Here is a 22,406-nt window from a genome sequence, read left to right as displayed (position 1 = left end):
TCTTTATTTTTCTTCGTCTCTGATGACAATTTCAGCAATATGCTTTACCACGTCACGCTCGGCAAAGTTAATGGCTACCCTTACCGCACTGGTAATGGATTTTGCCTTGCTGTTGCCGTGGCAGATGATAAACGGCGCCTTAACGCCCAAAAGCAGCGCACCGCCGTATTCCGTAACGTCAGCACGTTTTTTTAAGGCTTTCATTGTCGGCAGAAGCAAAAGCCCGCCGAGTTTTGCCATTAAGCCGCCTTTGGAAATGGCGTCTTTTATTACTACCATTATAGCACTTGCAAGCCCTTCTGCAAACTTTAAAACAACATTGCCAACAAAGCCGTCGCATACAACAACATCAACGGTGCCTTTGTTAATATCGCGGCCTTCAACGTTGCCGATAAAGTTAATATGCTGTTCTTCTTTCAGCAGCGGGTAAGTTGCCAAAGCCTGCTCGTTGCCCTTGGTTTCTTCTTCGCCGATATTCAAAAGCCCTACGCGGGGTTTCTCAACGCCAAACATCAGCTCCGAATAAACGCTGCCCATCAGTGCGCTCTGTACCATGTGTTCCGGTTTGGCATCAACTTTAGCACCGCTGTCCAAAAGCACCGTAGTGCCGGTAAGGTTCGGAATCGGCGTTGCAATAGCCGGGCGCTCAATGCCTTTAATGCGCCCCAGGTAAAACAGCGCAGCCGCAACGGCAGCACCGGTACTGCCGGACGATACCAGAGCATCGCATTTTTTCTCGCGCAAAAGGCGGGTTGCCACAACAATAGAAGAATTCTTCTTTGTTTTTACGGCAATGGAAGGATGCTCGTCCATTCTTACAACTTCCGTTGCCGGACAAATGCTGAGCCTGCTGTCCGTATCGGCTTTGTATTCGCGCAGCAGGTTCTCGATGGTTTCCGGGTCACCTACCAGCACAATTTCACAGTTAAATTCTTTTACAGCCTGTACCGCTCCAAGCACAAGTTCTTTCGGGCCATAGTCCGTTCCCATTACATCAAGCGCGATTTTCATATGCCTGTGTCGTCCTTTCGTCCGGGCAGGGTACAATTATAAATTTTGCCCGGAATACTTCCTCATTATTATTTCTTATTTTAACCCAAATTATATATTTATTAAGCTCCCTGCGGATAACCTCTGCCTTTGCCACCAGCGTAGCCCCTGCGTATACGGGCACTTTGTATTTAACATTGCCCACACCGGTAAGGGCCGCTTCGGCATCAACAACTGCCAGCGCCAGGGTATTTGCCATGGCAAACATATAATAGCCTCTTGCCACACCTGTTTTTTCCAATACCATATCAGGAGTTATTTTCAGCATGGAAATGCCGGAATGATTAAGTTCCAGGTCAATCAGGTCACCGACAATATCCTTTTTGTCAATGGCTTTCAGCTTTACCTGCGCGTTCTCGGCCATCTGGCGCGTGCGCTCGCGCAGTTCCGGGATGTTAAGGCTTAGCCTGTCCAAACGGATAGTCTGAATGCTGACCGCCAGATTTTTAGCAAGCTGCTCATCCGTTAAAAAAGGGTTTCTTTGCAGCATTTTAAACAAGCGCTCATGCCGTATTACTTTTTTAGCAGAATTCATAACATCACCTTATTTTAATACCTACTCCTAATATCTGGATTTATTATAATAGTACAAATAAAAAAAAGCAAGCAAAATTTTTTACCTGCTTTTCATCCTTAAAACAGCAAAATAAAAAGAGGCTGCAAAGCCTCTTTAACAAATATCCGGTTAAAAGCAAAAACCCCCAAGCCTGAGGCTTAGGGGGTATTTTTTACTCAGCGTCTTTTGCTACAACCTGTTTACCATTGTAGTAACCACATTCGGGGCAAACACGGTGCGGCATTTTCATTTCGTGACATTGCGGGCATTCAACTAAGCCGGGAGCGGTAAGCTTCCAGTTTGCACGGCGGGAATCACGGCGCGCTTTAGACATTTTTCTTTTTGGTACTGCCATTGTTGGTACACCTCCTCAAGCTGTAAGGCAAAATTTAATTTTTGATGAATTGCTTTAATGCCGCCAGTCTGGGATCAACCGAAGTTGTATCACAGCCGCAGTCGCCTTCATTTCTGTCAGCCCCGCAGACCGGACACAGCCCACGGCAATCTTCCCTGCAAAGTGCTTGCAAAGGAACTGCCAAAAGGAGGCTCTCTCGAACAGGCTCTGTTATATCAAGCAGATCTGATTCATAGATAAAAGCATCATTTTCAATGTTTTCTGCTCCTGCCGGATAAAATTTTTCAACCACCTGGGCGTTCAGCTTTTCGGTATAAACCTTAAGACAGCGTCCGCAGGTGCGTTCAATTTCCGTTGCTGCTTCGGCCTTGAGCAAAATTACGTCGCCCGCATTTTCAACCATGCCTTTTAAAACAACAGGCGCGGTAATTTTTAAATCGGCTTCTGTAATTCCCAGCTCATCAGGCGTCAGTTCATACGAAAATTCTTTGCTTCCGACAAGTCTTTTTTTGATTTCTGCGACATTTATTCTTATCATATTTCACCAATCGTATCAATTATAGCTATGTGAAGCTGCTTTGTCAAGTAATAGTTATCGCCCGCAGGCTTACAATTTTATAATGCGGCGGCAGATATTTACAGTGTCGCGCGCAATTACAAGCTCCTCGTTGGTAGGAATTGCAAAAATTTTTACCTTTGCGCCGTCAACATTAATTTCCTGGTTTTTGCCGCGCGCCTTGTTTTTCACTGGGTCGATGCCGGTACCAAGATACTCCAGCCCTTCGCAGATTTTCTCGCGCATGGAAGAAGAATTCTCACCTAGACCTGCCGTAAACACAATGGCATCCACGCCGCCCATCGCCGCCGTATAAGCGCCGATATATTTTTTTACGCGGTAAGCAAAAACGTCAATCGCCAGCTGGCTGCGTTCATCGCCGCGGTGCGCCGCGCTTTCCAAATCCCTGAAATCGCTGGAAAGCCCGCTGATGCCCAAAACGCCGCTGCGGCGGTTAAGATATTCGTCAATCTGCTCGGCATCCATATTTTCTTTAACAATTAAAAACGGAATAATCGCCGGGTCAATCTCGCCGGAGCGCGTGCCCATAACAAGCCCGTCCAGCGGGGTATAGCCCATGCTGGTATCAATGGATTTGCCGTATTTAACAGCCGCCACGCTTGAGCCGTTGCCCAGATGGCAGGTAATAATGCGGTAATCCGAAACTTCTCCGCCCATCATTCTGGCGGCTTCCTGAGCCACGTATTTATGCGAAGTGCCGTGGAAACCGTAACGGCGCACGCCGTATTTTACATACAGTTCATAAGGCAGGCCGTATAAATAGGCTTTTTCAGGCATGCTCTGGTGAAACGCCGTATCGAAAACAACAACCTGCGGCACCTGCGGCATTAACGCCATGCAAGCCTTAACGCCGTTTAAGTTGGGCGGGTTGTGCAGCGGCGCAAGCTCGGCGCAGGCAGCAATGCCTTCAAGCACATCCGGCGTTACAAGCACGGAATCGGAAAAGCGTTCGCCGCCGTGAACAACGCGGTGCCCTACAGCGTCAATTTCGCTCATGCTTTTAATAACGCCGTAATCGGGATTTACCAGTGCATCCACCGCCAGCTTTATGCCAAAGTTATGGTCGGGCACGTCGATGTTAATATCCACCGTGTATTTTCCTTCCGGAGTATGCTTTAAAACAGAACCGTCCATGCCGATACGCTCAATCAAGCCTTTGGCCAGCACCTTTTCGCCGTTCATATTTATAAGCTGGTATTTAATTGAAGAACTGCCGCAATTAACAACAAAAACAATCACAGTATTCACCCCTAAAATTAGTTTTGCACTTCCGGGTAAATTTTAATATACTATTAGTATACACTATTTGACATTTAACCGCCAGTAAAACTTTCTGAGGTGAACCTATGAAAAAATCTATCGGCGTTATAGCCGAATACAATCCATTCCACAATGGGCATTTGCTGCATCTTACCGAAGCGCGCCGCCTTGCCGGAGGCCATTTGCCCGTTATTGCCGTTATGAGCGGCAGCGTTGTGCAGCGCGGCGAACCTGCTTTCTGCAATAAATGGGCGCGGGCGCAGATGGCCGTGCAAAACGGCGCAGACCTTGTACTGGAACTGCCTGCCGTATTTTCGTGCCGCAGCGCGGAATTTTTTGCCGCAGGCGCAGTGCAGCTTTTGGCGGCGACAGGAATTACGGGTTACCTCGCTTTTGGCGCGGAAACCGCGGAAACACAAACGCTTGCAGCTGCCGCCCACTTCATCAACACTCATCAGGAAGAACTGCGCGCGATTATAAAAAGCGGCGCTTCTTACGCCGCAGCCCAGTCCACGCTTTTGCAAAATGCCGGGTTTACTTTTGCCGCAGCGGAAGCAAACGATATTTTGGCGCTTGAATACTGCCGCTGCCTGCAAAAATACGCGCCGCAAATTGAGCCGCTTGTTATACGCCGCTGCGGTGCAGGCTACAACAGCAGCGATATAAGCGCCGAATACGCCAGCGCCAGCGGCATACGTACGGAATACGCCGCCGCAGGGCTTTCCGGCAGAATTTTAAAACAAATCCCGGAACGCAGCCACAAGTTACTGGAAACGCTCCATTCTTTAAATTTGCTTGGCTGGAATACAGCAAAACTTGACGCGCTTGTTTTATACAAGCTCTGTATGCTTACGGAGCAGCAAATTGCCGCTGCCTGCGAATGCACCGAAGGCCTTGAACACCGGTTAAAAGCAGCAGCTGCCTGCCCGGATATGCAAAGCGTTGTAAACAGCGTTAGCAGTAAACGCTATACAAAATCGCGCATCCGCCGCCTGTTAATGCAGCTTTTGCTTGGCAACGACAAAACCATTTTTACCGAAGCCAAACCGCAATACCTGCGCGTGCTGGCTTTTAACAGCCGCGGGCGCAGCCTGCTTGCACAAATGCGCAAAACGGCCTCGATGCCGATTATTACCAAAATAGGCCGCAATTTTAAAAACTGCCTCACCGGCAACGCCGCAAAAGACGAACTTATTATACGCCAGCTGCAAACGGATATTAACGCCGCCAATCTGCTGGCATTACTGCAAAACCGCAGCCAAAACTATTGCCAAACCTATAACAGCGATTTTTTAACGCAGCCTTTTCAGCAGGCATGATAAAAAACAAAGCCGCTTACCCGTAAGAGTAAACGGCTTAAATTTTTGCCTGATTATTTTTCTTCTTCGTCGTCCTGAATTTCATCGCCGTAATATTCCTGCGGCGCTGCAAGTTTGCGGCGTTCGTCGTTAACGGAATTGCGGTTATCGTTCAGGCCCTGCAGGGCAGACTGCAAATTGCCGCTTAAATACGCCAGCATATCATCGGCATATTGCAGCACATCCATTTTTACGCGCTCTGCATAAGCGTCTGCTTCTTCCTTAACTTCCTGTTCATGGCGCAGAGCCGTATTTTTAATATCCTCGGCAAAAGCCTGTGCCTGCTGCACAACTTCTTCCTGGCGTACAAGGCGTTCTGCTTCCGCCTTGGCAATTTCCACAATGCGTTCCGCCTCGGTTTTGGCCTGCACAACAATATTGTCGGCATCTTCGTGGGCCTTGTTGATTATGGCTTTCTGCTCTTCCAAAAGCTTGGCGGCACTTTTTACTTCACGGGGAATGGCTTCCTTCAAATCATCCAGAATTTCAGCCAAATCGCTTTCTTCCACAATGATTTTATCAGTCAGCGGAATTCTGCTGGCCGCAGAAATAAGATTATACATTTCATCAAAAATTCTGTCTAAAGCAGCACTGGTACTCTTGTCTATCATCGTAACATCCTCTTTCTATAACAAGTGTTTTTCCGCCAGCAGCTCCTTAATGCGCACCTCAACGTTATCGGGCACCAAACCGTGGATGCAGCCGCCAAACGTAGCCAGTTCGCGCACGCCGGAAGAGCTTAAAAACGAATAATTGGCATTGGTCATGATAAAAACAGTTTCCAGATTATTATCAATTTTTTTAATCAGCAGCGCACGCTGAAATTCATACTCAAAATCGGAAAATGCACGCAGGCCCCTGACAATAAAAGGAGCTTTTTCCTGCCTGCAAAACTCGTTCAGCAAACCCGAAAAACAGGTAACCCTGGCATTGGGGATATGCGCTGTTGCCATACGCAGCATTTCAACACGTTCTTCCATGCTGAACATTGCTTTTTCCTTTCCCGGATTGTGAAAAACACTGATGACAATCTCATCAAACATCTGGCTTGCCCGTTCAAAAATGTCCAAATGGCCATTGGTTACCGGATCAAAACTCCCCGGGCAAATTGCTCTGCGCACTTTATTAACCTCCTAAAATCTGCTTTGCAGACGGTAAATTTTGGCAATATTCTAAAAGCTTTATTCTACACAAAATGTAATATTCCTTTAATTGCCGCACCTTTTATCTATTGTAACATGTTTTCACACTTTTGCAAAACGTATAAAGCTAATTTTTGTTTCGCCGTAAGTTTCACAGCGCACAAGTTCAAACTGCGGCGGCAGTGTTCCAAGCTCGTCATGTGCCGAATGTTCGGCAATTAAATAGCCGCCGTCGTTTAAAAGAGGGCTTTCCGCCAGCGCGGCAATAACCTTCTGCACCAGCCCCTTGTTATAAGGCGGGTCGGCAAAAATAAAATCAAAACTCATGCCCTTTTTATGCAGCCGCCCTATCAGCTGGCAGGCATCTCCGCAAATTGTTTCCGTATCTTCCTGCGCCCGGCATTTGGCAATATTGCTTTCCACCAGCCGCAGCGATTCTTTGCTTGTATCGGTAAAAACAATTTTCTCCGCGCCGCGGCTCCAGCTTTCAAGCCCGAGGTTACCCGTACCGGCAAATAAATCCAGCACCTGCGCGCCGATAATTTTGCTGCCGATAATATTAAACAGCGATTCCTTCACCCTGTCGGCAGTAGGGCGCACATCCCAGTTTTTGGGCGTAGTCAGCTTCAGCCCTCTGGCTCTGCCAGTAATAATTCTCATTTTAAAAACTCCGTACTTGTAATATAATATTTGTAACTATACGCTGCAAAGGAGGCTTACCGTGAAAAAGTATTTATGGCTTTTTTTAACCGCCCTGTGCAGCTATATTTTTTATTTTTTCAGCCTGCCGCCAAGCACGCCTTACACACCGCCGCCCCTGCCGGTGCAGGAACAGCTGCTGCTTGTGCCGCTTGACAGCCGCCCGCCCTGTACGTTAATAGCGCAGGATTTGGGCAGGCTTGCTTCCATAGATGTAATTTTACCCCCAAAAGAACTTCTTGACAACTACCGCACACCGGCAAACCGCGAAAAATTATCCTCATGGCTCAGCCATAACGCAGGCAACTGCCCGGCGGTTATTTCCGGCGACCTTTTAATTCACGGCGGGCTGCTTGCTTCACGCCTGCCGCAGGGAACCGTTAACGACGAGCAGAACTTTTTTAAACTGCTGCAAACTATGCCTTCAGGCGAAGATATTACCGTTTTTTCGATTATTCCGCGCCTGCTTGTAAGCGATAACCTGCTGCCGGACGCCTGGTACCAGTGGCACTTAATGCGTTATTCCACCCTGCGCGATATTGTAGAACAGTTTGGCGACTACCCTTCCACAGCTCAGCTGGAAGAAATTAAAAATAAAATTCCGCAGGAAATACTGCAAAAATATAACGTGCTGTACAGCACTAACGACAGTTTTAACAAACAGCTTGCAGCATTGTGCGCCGCCAAAAATTATACGCTTGTAATAGGGCAGGATGACGCCCAGCCATTTGGCCTGCCCAACCGCAACCGCACCCACGCCGAAGCCTATATGCGCCGGGCAGGGTTAAGCAGCGCCAGCACAACCACCTGCGGCGCGGACGAAATAGCGCAGATGCTTACGGCACGCCGCTTTTGCCAGATTAATAACTATACACCCAAATTTTATATTGAATATACCACTGGCAGCGCAGCCACCGCCATTATGCCATACATGGCAGTTACTGCCGAAGCCGCCCTGCTTGACAAAATTAAATTTACCGGCGGCACGCTGACGCAAAACCTTAATGAAGCCGACATTATTTTATATGTACACTGCGGCAGTGCCAAAGAACCTGCTAACGAAAAAATGGCGCAGAAACTGCAAACACTGCTTAACAGCGGCAAGCATGTTGCCGTTATCGACGCCAGTGAAGATTATGAAAGCAGCCAGATGCTTTTGCCCGTACTTTTGGCAAACAACGTAACCATAAACAAACTTGTTTCTTACTCGGCCTGGAACACCTTCGGCAACGCGGCAGGTACAGCCATGGCGCAAAGCGCAATATTTACAGGGCAGCTTAAACGCCTGCCAAAATATCTGCTGCCTGCGCTTTACGCGCAAAATCTTAACTTTACCGTTGCCCGCCTGCTGGATGATTACAGCTACCAAAAACTTTTGCACCACCGCCTCAGCACCATACTTAACCTGCGCGGACAGGACCCTGCAAATTTGAATGACAGCTATAAAACTTTTGCCGAAAATATTATAGAAGGCTTTATTTATAACGAAAAACGCAGCCTTTTATATACCAATTTAGGCCTTACACCCTTTTACAGCGACGGCGCAGATGAATATTACCTTACCGGCATTAACGCCGAAACAAAACTTCCGTGGAACAGAATTTTTGAAATAGAATTAAAAACAAATTGTGAATACGGCATAAAAAAATCTGCACAATAGCAGACATAAGATTTTAAGCAACCGTGATACAACTCACGGTTGTTTTTTTATGCTTTTTTATATTAAAAGGTAAATAAATTATGCCAAAATACCGTTTTATGGTTAGAAAGATATTTACAGGAGGATAAAATGAGTACAAATTACGGCTACATCCGCGTAAGCAGCTATGACCAAAATGAAGACAGGCAGGTTATTGTAATGAAAAAAATGCAGATACCTTCCAAAAATTTATATACCGATAAACAATCGGGTAAAAATTTTGACCGCCCGCAGTATAAAAAACTACTGCGTAAATTAAAAGCAGATGATGTGCTTTACATTAAAAGCATTGACCGCTTAGGCAGAAATTATAGCGAAATTTTAGAACAATGGCGCTATTTAACAAAAATAAAAAAGATAGACATTGTAGTTTTGGATATGCCGCTTTTAGATACCCGTATCGGCAAAGATTTAATGGGCACATTTTTAAGCGACATTGTTTTGCAGGTGCTGTCCTTCGCCGCCGAAAACGAACGCAACAATATCCGCCAAAGGCAGGCAGAAGGCATTGCAGCAGCCAAAGCAAAAGGCATACGCTTCGGCAGGCCGCCAAAACCTTTGCCGGCAAATTTCCATGCTGTTTACCAAAAATGGAAAGCAGGTAAAATTACCGGCATAACAGCCGCCAAAGAATGCTGTATGCCGCTGACAAGCTTTCGCTACCGTGCCAATCAATACGAAAAAGGAGTAATTTTGTAATGCATCAAAGTTGCTATAAAGTGTACTTTGTGGCAAACAGATTTTAGGGACTTTTAATCACTGTTGAAATCTTGAAAATAGAGTTTTTGATGATATAATAAAACAGTAATGTTAAATACAAAAAAGTACACATTTTAGCAAATTCAAATTTTATATTAAAGGATGGTTTTATGGTTTTTACAACACCTGTATTTTTATTTTTATTCTTACCTTTCACATTAGGGATGTACTTTTTAATGCAGAAACGGTTTCGCAACGCTTTTTTATTTTTAATGAGTTCTGCTTTTTATTTTTTTGGCGAGCAGAAAATGTTGTTTTTAATGTATAGCGTTATTTTGCTTAATTATTGCACAGCACTTTTATTTTCAAATATAGATAATAAAATTAATAACAGTTTAATTATAAAAGAACGAGGATTCTTAATAAAAAAAATCGCATTAATTATCTGCGTAGCTATTTGTATTGGATTATTATGGTATTTTAAATACTGGCATTTTTCCATTGATATTTTTAACAAAACAGCTGCTTTGTTAGGAATAAATTATCAATTATCACAGGTTGATAAAATTCTTTTACCTTTAGGTATTAGTTTTTATACCTTTCACGTTTTAAGCTACACATTTGATGTTTATATGGGCAAAATGAAAGCCGATAAAAATATACTGCACTTTTTCACCTATGTGTTAATGTTTCCACAGCTTGTTGCTGGTCCAATAGTAAGATATATAGACATTCAAAAACAATTTGAACATCGAATAATAACTATAAACGGTTTCAGCAATGGCATTCGCCGTTTTTGTTTTGGCTTTGCCAAAAAAGTTTTAATTGCCAACACCGTTGCCAAAGCGGCAGATAAAATTTTTGCACTTCCACCTGAACAAATTGATTTTGCAACCGCATGGCTTGGTGCTATTTGTTATACATTGCAAATTTATTTTGATTTCAGTGGTTATTCTGATATGGCTATAGGGTTAGCGGCTTTATTTGGTTTTAAATATAAAGAAAATTTTAATTATCCGTATATTTCCAAAACAGTCGGAGAATTTTGGCATCGCTGGCATATATCGTTGTCTACATGGTTAAGAGATTATGTTTATATTAATTTAGGAGGCAACCGCAGCGGAAAACTTAAGTATTATTTTAATATTTTATTTGTATTTTTGTGCTCCGGTCTATGGCACGGAGCTAACATTACTTTTGTTTTATGGGGTATCTGGTATGGGATTTTTATTATTATCGAAAGCTTATTTCTTAAAGACTTTTTACAAAACAAAAAATTGCTATCGCACTTTTATGCTTTGCTTGTCATAATTTTCGGATGGGTTATGTTTAGAGCAGACAGTATTAACTATGCTGTTCATTACTGGATGCAAATGTTTAAAATAAATATGCTGAATTTAGAATTAACACAGGAATTTTTACAAAATGACGTCATACTTGCAATTATTTTCGGCATTATATTTTCTATCGACTGGCGTACACCTTATAAAAAACTGGTTTGCCGCAGCAAAACACATTTACGTTTTTTAGTTTTTAAAACAGCAGGTTATATTTGCGCATTTTTGCTTTTCATCCTGTCCGTAATGAGTGTTATGAGCAATACTTATAATCCATTTATTTACTTTAGATTTTGAGGTAGATTATGAATAATAAAAACATCAGCAAACTGAAGAAGATAATACCTATAAGTTTTATAGTAGTATTTGCAACATTTTTGGCAATACCTAATACTGGCTTATACAGAGGTGAAAAAAACGCACGCCTTATTGCCCAAACAGAAAATAGAAGAATCACTCCCCGCCCAACTCAATCTTTAAAATCAAAAGAGTTTTATGAACAATTTGAAAAATGGTATCAAGACAGATTAAGGTACAGGGACAAAGCGATAAAAAGATGGAGCGATTTTAATCTGAATATTGGCGTTTTAAATCACCCAAAAATATTTAGAGGTAAAAACAACTGGCTTTTTCATAAAGATATGATTATAACATCTTTTAATGAACCTGAACAAAAAATTAACAGCATCAAACATTTACAAAGTTATTGTAATGAAAAAGGTAAAAATTTTATTTTGTTTATCCCTCCAAGCAAAGAAACAATGTATCGTGAATTTTTCCCAGAACAAATTCGTAATACATACAAAAAACCTGATTCCTTTTTTATTCAATCTGAAAAATTATTAAAAAATAATAATATAAATTACCTATCAATTACTCAAAATTTAAAAGAAGAAAAATTAAAATCATCTCATATATTATATATACCAGTAGATAGCCACTGGAATTATCATGGAGCATCTTTCGGCGCAGATAAGCTACTACAAAAAATTTCTAACGAACATAAAACAAAATTTTACGAGGGCCTTAATTTAGACGGAACGTTTTTAGAAACAGTGCATCCTGGTGATTATTTATCCATGCTTGGCTTTGATCCGAACAAAAATAAGGATACCATTCCTTGGAGTGAAAAATATACTAATGAAATATTTTTTACTGATTGTTATACAGGAGAAACCTTGCAAGTTGGTGGGCTACTATCAAAAATAAACTATTGGGAAAAAATACATAACGGAGAACTAATTTTAAAAAACAATAAATCTACATCTGATATTAAAATTTTAGTTTTATCAGATTCTTATACAACCTTTATGGCCCCGTATTTAGCACAATTTGCAAAAGAAACAATTATCACCCATTATAATGGATACGCTGAGAAAAAAACAAAAACTGATATGAAATATCTTTTGAAAAGATATGATCCAGATGTTGTAGTTTTAGAAATAGTTGATAGAGTTTTTTATCCTGGTAGTAATAAAGACTTGTTTGGTAAATTTACATATTAAAAATTTATTAAGTGTATTAATATCGCATTTGACTTAAAAAGCAGTTTCGCCTAAAGCTGAAACTGCTTTTTTTATAATAAAATTTAACTTTTCTACTAAAATAAAGTATCAAATTTTCCAAAGTTTATATTATTGTATATATTAAATGTATAAAAAATATTTTTTATAATAAATTTTATTATTCTTAATATTTGTCAATGCACTTTTCCTTCTAATTTAATATTTTTTCGACTTTTATTTTGTGCTTATTTCTATACTACTATATTTTTATTTCTTAAAATTTTCCAGACTGCCGCACAGTGTCAAAGCATAAACGCTTTTAGCGCCTGCCTGCTTTAAGGTTTTTGCCGCTTCGTCCAGCGTCGCGCCGGTGGTTAAAATATCGTCTACCAATAAAATTTTAGCGCCGCTTACGCTGCCCCGCACCTCAAAACAGCCGAGCACATTGCTGCGGCGTTTATCCGGCGCAAGGCCGTACTGAGGCGCTGTTGCCTTTATACGCGTCAAAACCTGCGGCTGCCACACGCCTTTAACGGCAAGTGCTCCGGCAAAAATACTTTCAGGTATATCAAAGCCGCGCTGTCTGCGCCTTGCCGCGTCCGTCGGTACGGACACCACCATATCAAAGCAGCTTTCGCTATATGCCTGTGCTAAAAATACGGCTTCTTCCGCCAGCGGCTGCAAAAATTTGCTTTCACCTTCAAATTTAAGTTTGTGCAGCATTTCTTTAAGCGCGCCGCTGTATTTATACCCCATTACCGCGCCGTCAAGGTTTAACAGCCCCGGCATTGCTTCAAGCAAAAGTTCACTGCGCCTGCAAACAGGGCAAAACACACCGCTTTCGGTTTCCGCATTGCATACGGCACAGCTCTGCGCAAAAAACACGCTTACAAGCGTCCGCCACCATTCTTTTATATAATTCAAATTATCACCATTTTATTAAAATACGTCAGCCTGTTCCTGCAAGCGTTCTGCCAAAAGCGAATAGCGCTTGCGCGTTTTATCGTTTAAAACAGCTGCCTGCACGGCTTTTTTGCTGCCGACTATTACAACCTTTTGCCGCGCCCTTGTTACCGCAGTGTAAAACAGGTTGCGCTGCAGCATTATATAATGCCCCGGCACCATTAAAAGTATTACCACCGGGTATTCGCTGCCCTGCGATTTATGCACGCTCATGGCATAGGCTAACTGCAGTTCATCTACTTCGGCAGAAGTGTAAACAATTTTGTTGCCGCTGATACCGGCATAAGCATATTCATCTTCAAACGCGGTAAAAACCGGTTTGCCGCCGTCGTCATACACAACCGTTACATTGCCTCCGTCGATGCGTATTATGCGCCCTATGTCGCCGTTAAACACTTCTTTTTCGTAGTTGTTGCGAATCTGCATTACCTTATCGCCTTCGCGCAGCACGGCTCCTCCCGGCAGCGTCAGTTCGCCCTTGTCTGCCGCGGGCGGGTTTAAATGCTGCTGCAAAACTTTGTTTAAGTTCTGCACGCCGCAGGGGTTTTTGTGCATTGGCGAAAGCACCTGCACATACTGCAGGCCGTGTTCGGCCGCTATCTTTCCGTACAGCTGCGCCACAAAATCCGCCGCCATAAACTCGTTGTCAAAACCGGCAAATTCAAAATCACTGTGTTCGGCAAATTCCGGCATCTGCCCATGGTTAATACGGTGAGCGTTGCGCACAATGGGGCTTACTTCCGCCTGGCGGAAAACATTTTCCAGCCTTACTACCGGCATTTTTTTGCTGCGGATAATATCTTTTAATACCGAACCGGGCCCTACCGAAGGCAGCTGGTCCACGTCGCCGACAAAAATAAGGCGGCAGCCGCCCGGCACTGCTTTCAGCAGATGATGCATTAAAGTAATATCCAGCATGGAGGCTTCGTCGATAATAATTGCTTCCGCGTCCAGCGGGTCGCTGTCGTTTTTGCCAAAGTTAAAGCCGCTGCCGTCCGGCTGATATTCCAAAAGGCGGTGTACCGTCTGCGCCGTATGCCCGCTTGATTCTGCCAGACGCTTGGCCGCCCTGCCCGTAGGCGCCGCCAGCAAAATGCGGCAGCCCGCTTTTTCCAGCACCGTTATAATGCCCTTAACAACGGTGGTTTTGCCTGTGCCCGGCCCGCCGGTTAATACAAATACGCCGTATTTAAGCGAAGCATGGATGGCTTCTTTCTGCGCTACGGCAAGCTGTATGCCTGCCTCCCGTTCCCACTGACCGATAATTTTTTCAACATCAACGCTTTTAATTTTTCCCGGCGCATCACGCAACGCTATCAAACGTTTTGCCGTCTGCGTTTCCGCCTGATACAGATATTCCGGGTAAATAAGGCGCAGCCCGCCCACTTCTTCCGTGCGCAGGCGGTCTTCGTCAATCAGTTCTTTAAAAAGTTCTTTTACCGGCTCCGGGTCAGTCTGCAAAAGTTTAACCGTTTCCTGCACCAAAAGTTCTTCCGGCACGCAGGTATGCCCGGCAGATGCCGCCATGTTAAGCGCATAAACAAGCCCTGCTTCTATGCGCCGCCTGTCGCTGCGGCTGCACCCCAGTGCCAGCGCTATTTTGTCGGCCGTCCTGAAGCCTATGCCCGTTACTTCGCCCGCAAGGGCATAGGGGTTTTCCTGCACGCGCACCAGTGCCGTGCTGCCATAGCGCGCTGCCAGTTTGGGCGCATAGTTGGCGCTTACGCCGTGCTGCTCCAAAAACAGCATCAGTTCGCGCATCTCGCTCAGTTCCGCGTAAGATGCCGCAATGCTTTCGGCCTTTTTGCGGCCTATGCCTGCAACTTCCGTCAGCCTTTCCGGCTCGCTTTCCATAACTGTCAGCGTGCGGCTGCCAAAATGCTCCACAATACGCGCCGCCATGGTTCTGCCAATGCCCTTAACCGCGCCGGATGCCAAAAAGCGCTCAATGCCATCCGTGGTGGAAGGCTTAACTACGCGCAAAGTATCGGCCCGAAACTGGCGCCCAAAACGCACATGCTCGCACCATTCGCCTTCCATGGCAATGTTTTCGCCCATATAGGGCGCCATGCCTTTATAGGTAACCGTTGCCAAACCGGCTGCCGCTTTAACGCGCAGCACGCAAAAGCTACCGTCGCCGCTCTGATATATAACATTTTCCAGTGTTCCCTGCAGCTGTTCCAAATGCTCACCACCGTACAAAACAAATGTTCAGTTAATTATAGCATGTTTTTTTAAGTTAATAAACCTCGGCCGCGCAGGCTATTATTTTTTGACAACAGGTTTAAAATTAGCTATAATTAATTAAATACGTTTTAGCCTTTTTCCAAAAAGGCAGGAGGTTCCGCTTTGAAATCCATCGGCACACAAATTGCCATTGATATGTATAATTGCAGCGATATACTTTTGGATGACGTTATCGGCATCGAGCACATGCTCAGCAGTGCCGCAGCGCGTTTCGGCATGGAGCCGAGCGGCGTTTATGTAAACGACGAGGACGGCATTGACGAATATTCCGTGTTTGCGCACTGCAAGCAGGGGCATATTACCATGCACGTTTATCCGGATATGGGCTTTGCCACGATTGATATTTTTACCTGCTTTAAAGAAGCCGACCCCGACGGGCTGGCACGCTTTATGCGCAAATACTTCAATCCCGACAAATCCAAAATCACTTATCTGGAACGCGGCGATTTCGGCAACGAAAGCGATATGAAACCGCGCCGCAAATCGCATACAAAAATCATACGCAAAGCCAAAACCCTTGGCAAAAAATTATCTAAACTGATGATGCGTCCTAAATCAATTTAAACGCTGCCAAAAGGCAGCTTTTTCTTTTACCCTGCATTTAAACGGAGGATTTTATGAAATATATTTTTTGGGATATTGACGGCACGCTGCTTCTGACAGGACTTGCAGGGGCAGATGCGCTGCGCGCGGCAATCAGGGAACTGTTCGGCGTCGAAAATTTCCAGTTTTCGCATCCGCTGGCAGGCGCAACGGATTCACAGATTATCAAACAAATTTGTATTGATATTAAAGGGCGCTGCCGCACTTTTGATGCCGCAAACATTTTAATTAACTACCACCGCCTGCTGCCAAAATTTTTAAAAGAACGCCAGGGGCATTTAATGCCTAATGTAACCGCAACGCTGGCTTATTTTGAAGGCCTTGAGGGATTTAAAACCTGCCTTTTAACCGGCAACACCACTACCGGTGCTTATTTAAAATTGCAGCGGTACGGAATCGACAAATACTTCGACAGCCACTACGCCGTCTGCGGCGAACTGAGCGAAGACCGCAGCGAACTTGCCAAAATCGCCCTGCGCCGTTTGCAGGTAATGCATCCGGAAGAAGAAATCAGCGGCAGCGATATTTTTCTTATCGGCGATACGCCCAATGACATTATCTGCGCCAAAGCCATAGGGGCGCGCTGCCTTGCCGTGCTGGCGGGCTCCACATACACCAAAGAGCAGCTTGCGGAGCACGAACCGTGGAAAATTATCGATAAACTGCCTGACGAACCGCAGAAACTGGTTCAACTTTTTAACGAAGCCTGAGAGGAATTATGAAAAAATTTTTATTAACATTTATTTGCTGCCTTGCCTTACCGGCAGCGGCATTTGCCTACAACGCAAACGACGTGCAGCAGGTGCAGAGCGGCATCAGCTGCCCCGGTGCGGATTTAAGCGGCGCGGATTTAAGCGGGCTTAACCTTAACGGCATTAACCTGCGCGGTGCCAGCCTTAACGGCGCGCGCTTGGCAGACACCGATTTAAGCGGCGCAGACTTACAAAACGCAAACATGCACAGGGCAGTATTTAAAAACTGCACTTTAACCAAAGCCAATTTAAGCGGCGCGGATTTAAGCTATGCCAACCTAAACGGAAACAAGCTGGACAAAGCCGTTTTAAATAACGCCGTACTGTACCGCACAGGCCTGCGCGGCGCAGATTTAAACTATGCAAGCTTTGCCTATGCCAAATTGCAGGAAGCAACCCTGGACAAAGCAAATGCGCAGAATGCTGACTTCAGCTACGCCGGAATGTCTTACAGCTGGCTGTATAAAACAGATTTAACTAGCGCTGTTTTAACACACGCCAATTTATACAATGCCAAAATGCAAAACGCCGTGCTCACCAATGCCGATTTAACCTCTGCCAACCTTTCGCGCAGCAATTTGCAGCACGCGCAGCTTAACGGCGCCCGGCTCGACCGTGCCATGCTTGACGATGCCGATTTCAGCTACGCCGATTTAACACTTACTGATTTTGGCCGTGCCTTTAAGGATAACGCCAAATTTTAAACAGCACAATCAAAGCATAACAACATAAACTACGTATATACAGCAAAACTCCGCAGCATTAAACTGCGGAGTTTTTGTTTTGTTGATTTTAATTTTTAAATGCTTATAGTTTTAAGCCTTCCACCCATTTTTGCAGCTCTGCCGCGCCTGTGCTGCCTGCAAAGCGTTTTGCCGGACGCCATGCCGTTTGTTCGGAACAGGAAGGATGCAGAAATTTATCCGTATCGCCTACGCCGCTGCCGCCGCTTGTTGCAAACGGAATAACGGTTTTGCCGGAAAAATCTTCGCTTTCCAAAAAGGTATTAATAATTGTCGGCGCAACATACCACCAAATCGGAAAGCCCACAAAAACGGTGTCATACTGCGCAAAATCTTTTACGCTGCCGCTGATGGCAGGGCGCGAAGATTTATCTCTCATTTCTACCGAGCTGCGCGAATTTTTGTCCTGCCAGTTTAAATCTGCCGCCGTGTAGGGCTGCGCGGGCGTAATTTCATACAAATCGCCTTTAACAACGTCTGCCAGCGTTTGCGCCAGCTTTTTTGTTACACCGCTGCACGAAAAATAAGCAACTAATACTTTCTGCATAATTATCCCTCTTTCTCAATAAATTTAAATTTATATTTTCTGCTCTCCGGCAGACCATACATGTTCAGCCCCGGCAGCCTGTGCCGTATTTTGCGCCATGTGTTTTTGCAATCCCATCCACACATTTAATTATAACACTATCCTGTACCGCCGCAGCATTATAAAATTTTATTCCTGTTAGTTTTATTATAATTCTGTGCAGTTAAAACAACAAATAGTTATAAAACCTGATACTTCATTACTTTTAGGTATAATAAAAAATCAGGGCAGCTGCTCAAATAAAGCAGCCGTCCTGATTTTTAGGTGTAAGCATTACAGCTTTACAATATTCAGCAAAACTTCGGTGCATTTTACAAGCGAAGGCACCGGCAGATATTCGTAGCGCCCGTGGAAATTATGCCCGCCGGTAAAAATATTGGGGCAGGGCAGCCCCATTTCAGATAAACGCGAGCCATCCGTACCGCCGCGCACAGGCACAAGCTGCGGTTCAATACCGGCTTCGCGCATGGCGTTTTCGGCACGCTCAACAATTTCAAACACCGGCGTTATATATTCCTTCATGTTGCAGTACATATCCTGCAAGCTGCATTCCACGCTGCCGGCACCATATTTGTTATTCATAAACTCTGCCAAATCCAGCAAAAGCTGTTTGCGTTTTGCCAGAATGTTCTTATCGTGGTCGCGCAAAATCATATCCAGTTCCACGCGGTCGGTGCCGCCTTCAATGCGCAGGCAGTGGTAAAAACCTTCGTAACCGTCTGTATATTCCGGTTTTTCTCCCTGCGGCAGGGCAAGCTGCCATTCCGCGGCCATAGTTACGGCATTACGCATTTTGTTTTTGGCGCTGCCGGGATGTACGGATACGCCGTTAAAAATTACTTTGGCATTGCAGGCGTTAAAGGTTTCGTAATTAAGTTCACCCAACGCGCCGCCGTCCACAGTATAGGCAAAATCAGCCTTAAAATCAGCTAACGGAAAACCGTCCGTACCGCAGCCTATTTCTTCATCCGGAGTAAAGGCCAGCAAAACTTTGCCATGCTTAATTTCCGGGTGCTGCAAAAGATATTCACAGGCACTTACTATTGCCGTAATACCGGCCTTGTCGTCCGCGCCAAGCAAGGTTGTGCCGCCGGCTGTTAAAATATCCTGCCCGCGGTATGCCGCCATTTCCGGAAACTCTTTTACGCTCAGTACGCAGCCGGGCGCAAGCTGCATATCGCTGCCGTCCCACGCTTTGTGCAGGGTAACCTGTACGTTTTCGCCGCTTGCCTCGCTGCTGGTGTCCATATGGGCAATCAGCCCGATAACAGGCGCTGCTTCTTCTGTATTGGCAGGCAGTTCCGCCAGCACATAGCATTTATCCGTTACCTGCACATTGGCAAGGCCGAGTTCCGTAAGCTCGTTTTTTAAATGCTCCGCAAGCTGCCATTGGCCTTCGCTGCTTGGCAGCTGCGCGCTTCTTTCATCGGAAGCGGTATTGATTTTCGCATACGCAGTAAACCTTTTTACAAGGTGTTCCGCATTAAATTCATACTTCATTTGTATCCTTCTTTTCCAAATATTCCTGCCATAATTGGCTGATAGTTTTATGCAGAAGCGGATGTACTTTGTCCGGCGCAATTTCTGCCAGCGGGCGCAGCACAAAATCACGGTTCTGCATATCGGGATGCGGCACGGTTAAATCGGGTTCGTTAATAATTTCGATGCCGTAAAAAATCAGATCCAAATCTATAATGCGCTCACCCCAGCGGCGCAGGCGCACCCTGCCCATTTCCAGTTCGGTTTGCAGCAGCATTTCAAGCAGCTGCCGCGGCAAAAGCTCCGTCCGCACTTCGCATACCGCATTTAAAAAGCGCGGCTGGTCGGTAACGCCATAAGGGTCGGTATCGATATACGAAGAAACCTTTGTTATCTGCAAGCCCTTTTCGCGCAGGCGCATTAATGCTCCGTCAATGTTTTCCCTTAAACTGCCAAGGTTTGTACCCAATGCCACATACGCTGTTACCTGCATAAAACCGCCTCCAGCATCCGCACAGTGCGCACGTTTTCCTTAACGTCGTGCACGCGCACCATTTGCGCACCGGCATACACGGCCTGGCAGCTTAAAGCAATCGTTCCTTCAAGCCTTTCCTGCGGCGGCAGCCCGCCCAGCGTTTCGCCGATAACTGTTTTGCGCGAAGCCGCTAAAAGTACCGGATAGCCAAGCCCCGTAAGAGCGTTCAGACCTTGCAGCAGCGCAAGGTTCTGCTCCGTATTTTTGGCAAAGCCGATGCCGGGGTCTAAAATAATTTTACCGGCGTCTATGCCAAGCTCCGAAAGTTCTTCTGCGCGCTGTTTTAAATAAGCCGCCACTTCCGTTACAACATTGGTATATTCACACTGCTGCTGCATGTTTTTAGGCGTGCCGCGCATATGCATTAAAATTACCGGCACCTTGGCAGCAGCCGCAACTTCCGCCATCCGCTCATCACCGGTCAGCGCCGTAACGTCGTTAATAATATCGGCTCCGGCGTTAACGGCTTCCTGCGCCGTAAGCGCATGATACGTATCAATGGAAACAATGCTGTGCGGAAAGCGTTTTTTTATTGCCGTTATTGCAGGCACAACGCGGCGCACTTCTTCTTCTTCGGTTACTGCATCACTGCCCGGGCGCGTACTTTCGCCGCCTATATCCAAAATTTCCGCGCCGTCATTCAGCATTTGCTCCGCCTTTTGCAATACAGCATCTTCGCCGCTTAAGCGCGAACCGCTGTAAAACGAATCGGGCGTTACATTTAAAATGCCCATAATGCGCATTTTTTCGTAAGTAATTTTTCTGCCGTCCGACAAAACTGTTACAGGCTGCTGCCCGGCAAGAAAAGTTTGCAGTTCCTTTTGCAGCGCTGCCAGCCCGAAAAAGTTCATCTGCGCCAGCTTGCGCGCCAGAATGCGGTAATGCTTAACCGTACCAAGCAAAACAACATCCATGCGCTCCGTATTGTTTAAAATGCAGTTTGCCGGAACAGCACAGTCGCCGCCGGCAGCCAGCATTTCCTGCTTTAAAATATTGGCAGCCGGTGTACGCACCGCCGTAATTTTTAAGGGAATAATTCTGCTTTTGGACGTAAAAATGCCAACGCTGGCAGGATGCACCCCCAGCGCGGCAATTTCATGTACAAGGTTATGTTCGTTAAGTTTAATAATCATGCCTGCCAGCCTTTCTCCACGCAGGCAAAAGCATTATGGTTGTGGATGCTCTCAATGCTTTCTACCGTTACTTCATACCATTTAATGCGTTTGTCAGCCTCCAGGCGCAAAGCAATTTCACGCACGGCATCTTCAACAAAACGCGGGTTATCGTAAGCCTTTTCTGTTACAAATTTTTCGTCCGGGCGTTTTAAAAGGCTGTACACGGGCGCGCTTGCCCCTGCATCTGCCATTTCTGCCAACTCTTCAATCCAGACAAGGCCGTCAGCTTCAATTTCAATCCGCGCCAGCGCACGCTGGTTATGCGCGCCGTAGTCGCTTATTTCCTTGCTGCACGGGCATAAAGTCTGCACCGGCACTTCTGCCATAATGCGCAGTTTAAACTCGTCTTTCTTTTCTGCCGTCAGCACGCAGTTTAAATCCATCGGCGCGCGCTGCCCCGTTACCGGCGAAGTTTTATAAATAAAATACGGAAATTCCATTTGAATAAAGGCTTTTTCTGCCTGCAAATGCTCTTTCAGCTTGTCAAGCACTTCTTCAAGCCCTGTGGGGCTGATGGCGCCAACAGTCTGCATGCATTCCACAAAGCGGCTCATATGCGTTCCGCGTATTTCGTGCGGCAAATCCACCGCCAGGCTGATGGTTGCCACGCTGTGCTGCTCGCCCTGCTCTTTATCCTTTAAAATAACGGGCCAGCGCAGATTTTTGATGCCTACATGCTTAAGAGGTATGCGGCGCATATCAGTTTGAGACTGTACATCTTTCATTATAAATCACCCCTGTAAATGCAGCCGCTTGTTTTGGTTTCCCAAACTTCAACTTCATATAAATTATAATTATCGCCGTGCAGCAAATCTTTCAGTTTGTTCCATACCCATATGCTGATGTTTTCTGCCGAGGGCTGCGGCAGAATATCATTAATGCAGGCATGGTCCAGATGCACCAGCACGTTTTCTTTTACAATGTTTTTAAGGCGGATAAAGTCAATAACCATACCTTCATGGTCGGGCGTGCCCTGTACCTTAACCACCAGTTTATAAGTATGTCCGTGCAGCCTTTCGCACTTGCCGTTATATTCCGGCAGGTAATGCGCCGCGTCAAATTCAAATTCTTTTAAAACTATCATAT

General features: G+C 45.4%; 24 protein-coding genes. 8 read left to right on the top strand and 16 right to left on the bottom strand.

What is annotated here, in order from left to right; translation table 11 throughout:
- Positions 1-3: 3 nt before the first annotated feature.
- From plsX to M3079_RS06845, 5 genes are all read right to left on the bottom strand, one after another.
- Positions 4-1,011, bottom strand: a complete 1,008-nt coding sequence (gene plsX / locus M3079_RS06865; RefSeq protein WP_249078208.1) for a phosphate acyltransferase PlsX — start codon at positions 1,009-1,011, stop codon at positions 4-6.
- Entirely contained in the window at positions 995-1,585 is a 591-nt protein-coding gene (gene fapR / locus M3079_RS06860; RefSeq protein ID WP_021715529.1) for a transcription factor FapR, read from the bottom strand. Before fapR ends, plsX begins: the two co-directional genes overlap by 17 nt.
- A 193-nt stretch (positions 1,586-1,778) precedes the next feature.
- Positions 1,779-1,961 carry a 50S ribosomal protein L32 gene (gene rpmF, locus M3079_RS06855; protein ID WP_021715530.1) on the bottom strand — a complete coding sequence of 61 codons (183 nt, stop codon included), beginning with the start codon at positions 1,959-1,961 and terminating at the stop codon, positions 1,779-1,781.
- Positions 1,962-1,995: 34 nt separating this feature from the next.
- Positions 1,996-2,499 (bottom strand): DUF177 domain-containing protein, encoded by a 504-nt coding sequence (locus M3079_RS06850; protein WP_021715531.1) that lies wholly within the window; start codon positions 2,497-2,499, stop codon positions 1,996-1,998.
- Positions 2,500-2,568: 69 nt separating this feature from the next.
- Positions 2,569-3,777, bottom strand: a complete 1,209-nt coding sequence (locus M3079_RS06845) for an acetate kinase (protein ID WP_349293349.1) — start codon at positions 3,775-3,777, stop codon at positions 2,569-2,571.
- Positions 3,778-3,884: 107 nt separating this feature from the next.
- On the opposite strand from M3079_RS06845, the gene M3079_RS06840 reads away from it, so the two are divergent.
- The gene (locus M3079_RS06840) at positions 3,885-5,117 is read left to right on the top strand and encodes a nucleotidyltransferase family protein (RefSeq protein ID WP_249078207.1); all 1,233 of its coding nucleotides are present in this window, start codon (positions 3,885-3,887) and stop codon (positions 5,115-5,117) included.
- A 53-nt stretch (positions 5,118-5,170) separates the two neighbouring features.
- Here the strand turns inward: M3079_RS06840 and M3079_RS06835 are convergent, their stop codons facing one another.
- The 3 genes from M3079_RS06835 to rsmD form a co-directional block, all read right to left on the bottom strand.
- Positions 5,171-5,767: a hypothetical protein gene (locus M3079_RS06835; protein WP_021715534.1), complete on the bottom strand. Its 597-nt coding sequence runs from the start codon at positions 5,765-5,767 to the stop codon at positions 5,171-5,173.
- Positions 5,768-5,782: 15 nt separating this feature from the next.
- Positions 5,783-6,277, bottom strand: a complete 495-nt coding sequence (gene coaD / locus M3079_RS06830; protein ID WP_021715535.1) for a pantetheine-phosphate adenylyltransferase — start codon at positions 6,275-6,277, stop codon at positions 5,783-5,785.
- Positions 6,278-6,400: 123 nt separating this feature from the next.
- Positions 6,401-6,958, bottom strand: a complete 558-nt coding sequence (gene rsmD, locus M3079_RS06825) for a 16S rRNA (guanine(966)-N(2))-methyltransferase RsmD (RefSeq protein WP_249078204.1) — start codon at positions 6,956-6,958, stop codon at positions 6,401-6,403.
- 61 nt (positions 6,959-7,019) lie between these two features.
- On the opposite strand from rsmD, the gene M3079_RS06820 reads away from it, so the two are divergent.
- The 4 genes from M3079_RS06820 to M3079_RS06805 all read left to right on the top strand — a co-directional run bounded on the left by M3079_RS06820 (position 7,020) and on the right by M3079_RS06805 (position 12,237).
- On the top strand, positions 7,020-8,657 hold the full coding sequence (locus M3079_RS06820; RefSeq protein ID WP_249078202.1) for a DUF4127 family protein: 1,638 nt from the start codon (positions 7,020-7,022) through the stop codon (positions 8,655-8,657).
- Between the two features lie 129 nt (positions 8,658-8,786).
- On the top strand, positions 8,787-9,395 hold the full coding sequence (locus M3079_RS06815; RefSeq protein ID WP_249078200.1) for a recombinase family protein: 609 nt from the start codon (positions 8,787-8,789) through the stop codon (positions 9,393-9,395).
- A 170-nt stretch (positions 9,396-9,565) separates the two neighbouring features.
- Positions 9,566-11,029: an MBOAT family O-acyltransferase gene (locus M3079_RS06810; protein WP_249078198.1), complete on the top strand. Its 1,464-nt coding sequence runs from the start codon at positions 9,566-9,568 to the stop codon at positions 11,027-11,029.
- Positions 11,030-11,037: 8 nt separating this feature from the next.
- A complete protein-coding gene (locus M3079_RS06805) occupies positions 11,038-12,237 on the top strand; it encodes a hypothetical protein (protein ID WP_021715540.1) in 1,200 nt (399 codons plus the stop codon).
- Positions 12,238-12,504: 267 nt separating this feature from the next.
- Here the strand turns inward: M3079_RS06805 and M3079_RS06800 are convergent, their stop codons facing one another.
- Both M3079_RS06800 and M3079_RS06795 read right to left on the bottom strand, forming a co-directional pair.
- Positions 12,505-13,161: a ComF family protein gene (locus M3079_RS06800; RefSeq protein WP_249078196.1), complete on the bottom strand. Its 657-nt coding sequence runs from the start codon at positions 13,159-13,161 to the stop codon at positions 12,505-12,507.
- 15 nt (positions 13,162-13,176) lie between these two features.
- The gene (locus tag M3079_RS06795) at positions 13,177-15,384 is read right to left on the bottom strand and encodes an ATP-dependent RecD-like DNA helicase (RefSeq protein ID WP_249078194.1); all 2,208 of its coding nucleotides are present in this window, start codon (positions 15,382-15,384) and stop codon (positions 13,177-13,179) included.
- A 165-nt stretch (positions 15,385-15,549) separates the two neighbouring features.
- On the opposite strand from M3079_RS06795, the gene M3079_RS06790 reads away from it, so the two are divergent.
- The 3 genes from M3079_RS06790 to M3079_RS06780 are packed head-to-tail and all read left to right on the top strand — an operon-like array spanning position 15,550 to position 17,506.
- Positions 15,550-16,011: an S-adenosylmethionine decarboxylase gene (locus tag M3079_RS06790; RefSeq protein ID WP_021716037.1), complete on the top strand. Its 462-nt coding sequence runs from the start codon at positions 15,550-15,552 to the stop codon at positions 16,009-16,011.
- Between the two features lie 53 nt (positions 16,012-16,064).
- Positions 16,065-16,760 carry an HAD family hydrolase gene (locus tag M3079_RS06785; RefSeq protein ID WP_249078192.1) on the top strand — a complete coding sequence of 232 codons (696 nt, stop codon included), beginning with the start codon at positions 16,065-16,067 and terminating at the stop codon, positions 16,758-16,760.
- An 8-nt stretch (positions 16,761-16,768) separates the two neighbouring features.
- A complete protein-coding gene (locus M3079_RS06780) occupies positions 16,769-17,506 on the top strand; it encodes a pentapeptide repeat-containing protein (RefSeq protein WP_249078191.1) in 738 nt (245 codons plus the stop codon).
- A 103-nt stretch (positions 17,507-17,609) separates the two neighbouring features.
- Here M3079_RS06780 and M3079_RS06775 read toward each other — a convergent pair whose 3' ends face one another.
- The 6 genes from M3079_RS06775 to queD all read right to left on the bottom strand — a co-directional run bounded on the left by M3079_RS06775 (position 17,610) and on the right by queD (position 22,404).
- A complete protein-coding gene (locus M3079_RS06775) occupies positions 17,610-18,092 on the bottom strand; it encodes a flavodoxin (protein ID WP_249078189.1) in 483 nt (160 codons plus the stop codon).
- 312 nt (positions 18,093-18,404) lie between these two features.
- Positions 18,405-19,631 carry a peptidase T gene (gene pepT / locus M3079_RS06770; RefSeq protein ID WP_249078186.1) on the bottom strand — a complete coding sequence of 409 codons (1,227 nt, stop codon included), beginning with the start codon at positions 19,629-19,631 and terminating at the stop codon, positions 18,405-18,407.
- Positions 19,621-20,103, bottom strand: a complete 483-nt coding sequence (gene folK / locus M3079_RS06765; protein ID WP_249078184.1) for a 2-amino-4-hydroxy-6-hydroxymethyldihydropteridine diphosphokinase — start codon at positions 20,101-20,103, stop codon at positions 19,621-19,623. Before folK ends, pepT begins: the two co-directional genes overlap by 11 nt.
- Positions 20,094-21,278: a dihydropteroate synthase gene (folP, locus tag M3079_RS06760; protein WP_249078182.1), complete on the bottom strand. Its 1,185-nt coding sequence runs from the start codon at positions 21,276-21,278 to the stop codon at positions 20,094-20,096. The genes folK and folP overlap by 10 nt, the downstream gene beginning before the upstream one ends.
- Positions 21,275-22,045: a GTP cyclohydrolase FolE2 gene (folE2, locus tag M3079_RS06755; RefSeq protein WP_249078181.1), complete on the bottom strand. Its 771-nt coding sequence runs from the start codon at positions 22,043-22,045 to the stop codon at positions 21,275-21,277. The genes folP and folE2 overlap by 4 nt, the downstream gene beginning before the upstream one ends.
- Positions 22,045-22,404 (bottom strand): 6-carboxytetrahydropterin synthase QueD, encoded by a 360-nt coding sequence (gene queD / locus M3079_RS06750; protein WP_249078179.1) that lies wholly within the window; start codon positions 22,402-22,404, stop codon positions 22,045-22,047. The genes folE2 and queD overlap by 1 nt, the downstream gene beginning before the upstream one ends.
- Positions 22,405-22,406: the final 2 nt, after the last annotated feature.

The sequence above is a fragment of the Phascolarctobacterium sp. ET69 genome, from assembly GCF_023336935.1.
GTDB classification, from domain to species: domain Bacteria; phylum Bacillota; class Negativicutes; order Acidaminococcales; family Acidaminococcaceae; genus Fusicatenibacter_A; species Fusicatenibacter_A intestinipullorum.
This window is presented reverse-complemented; position numbering and strand designations above follow the sequence as displayed.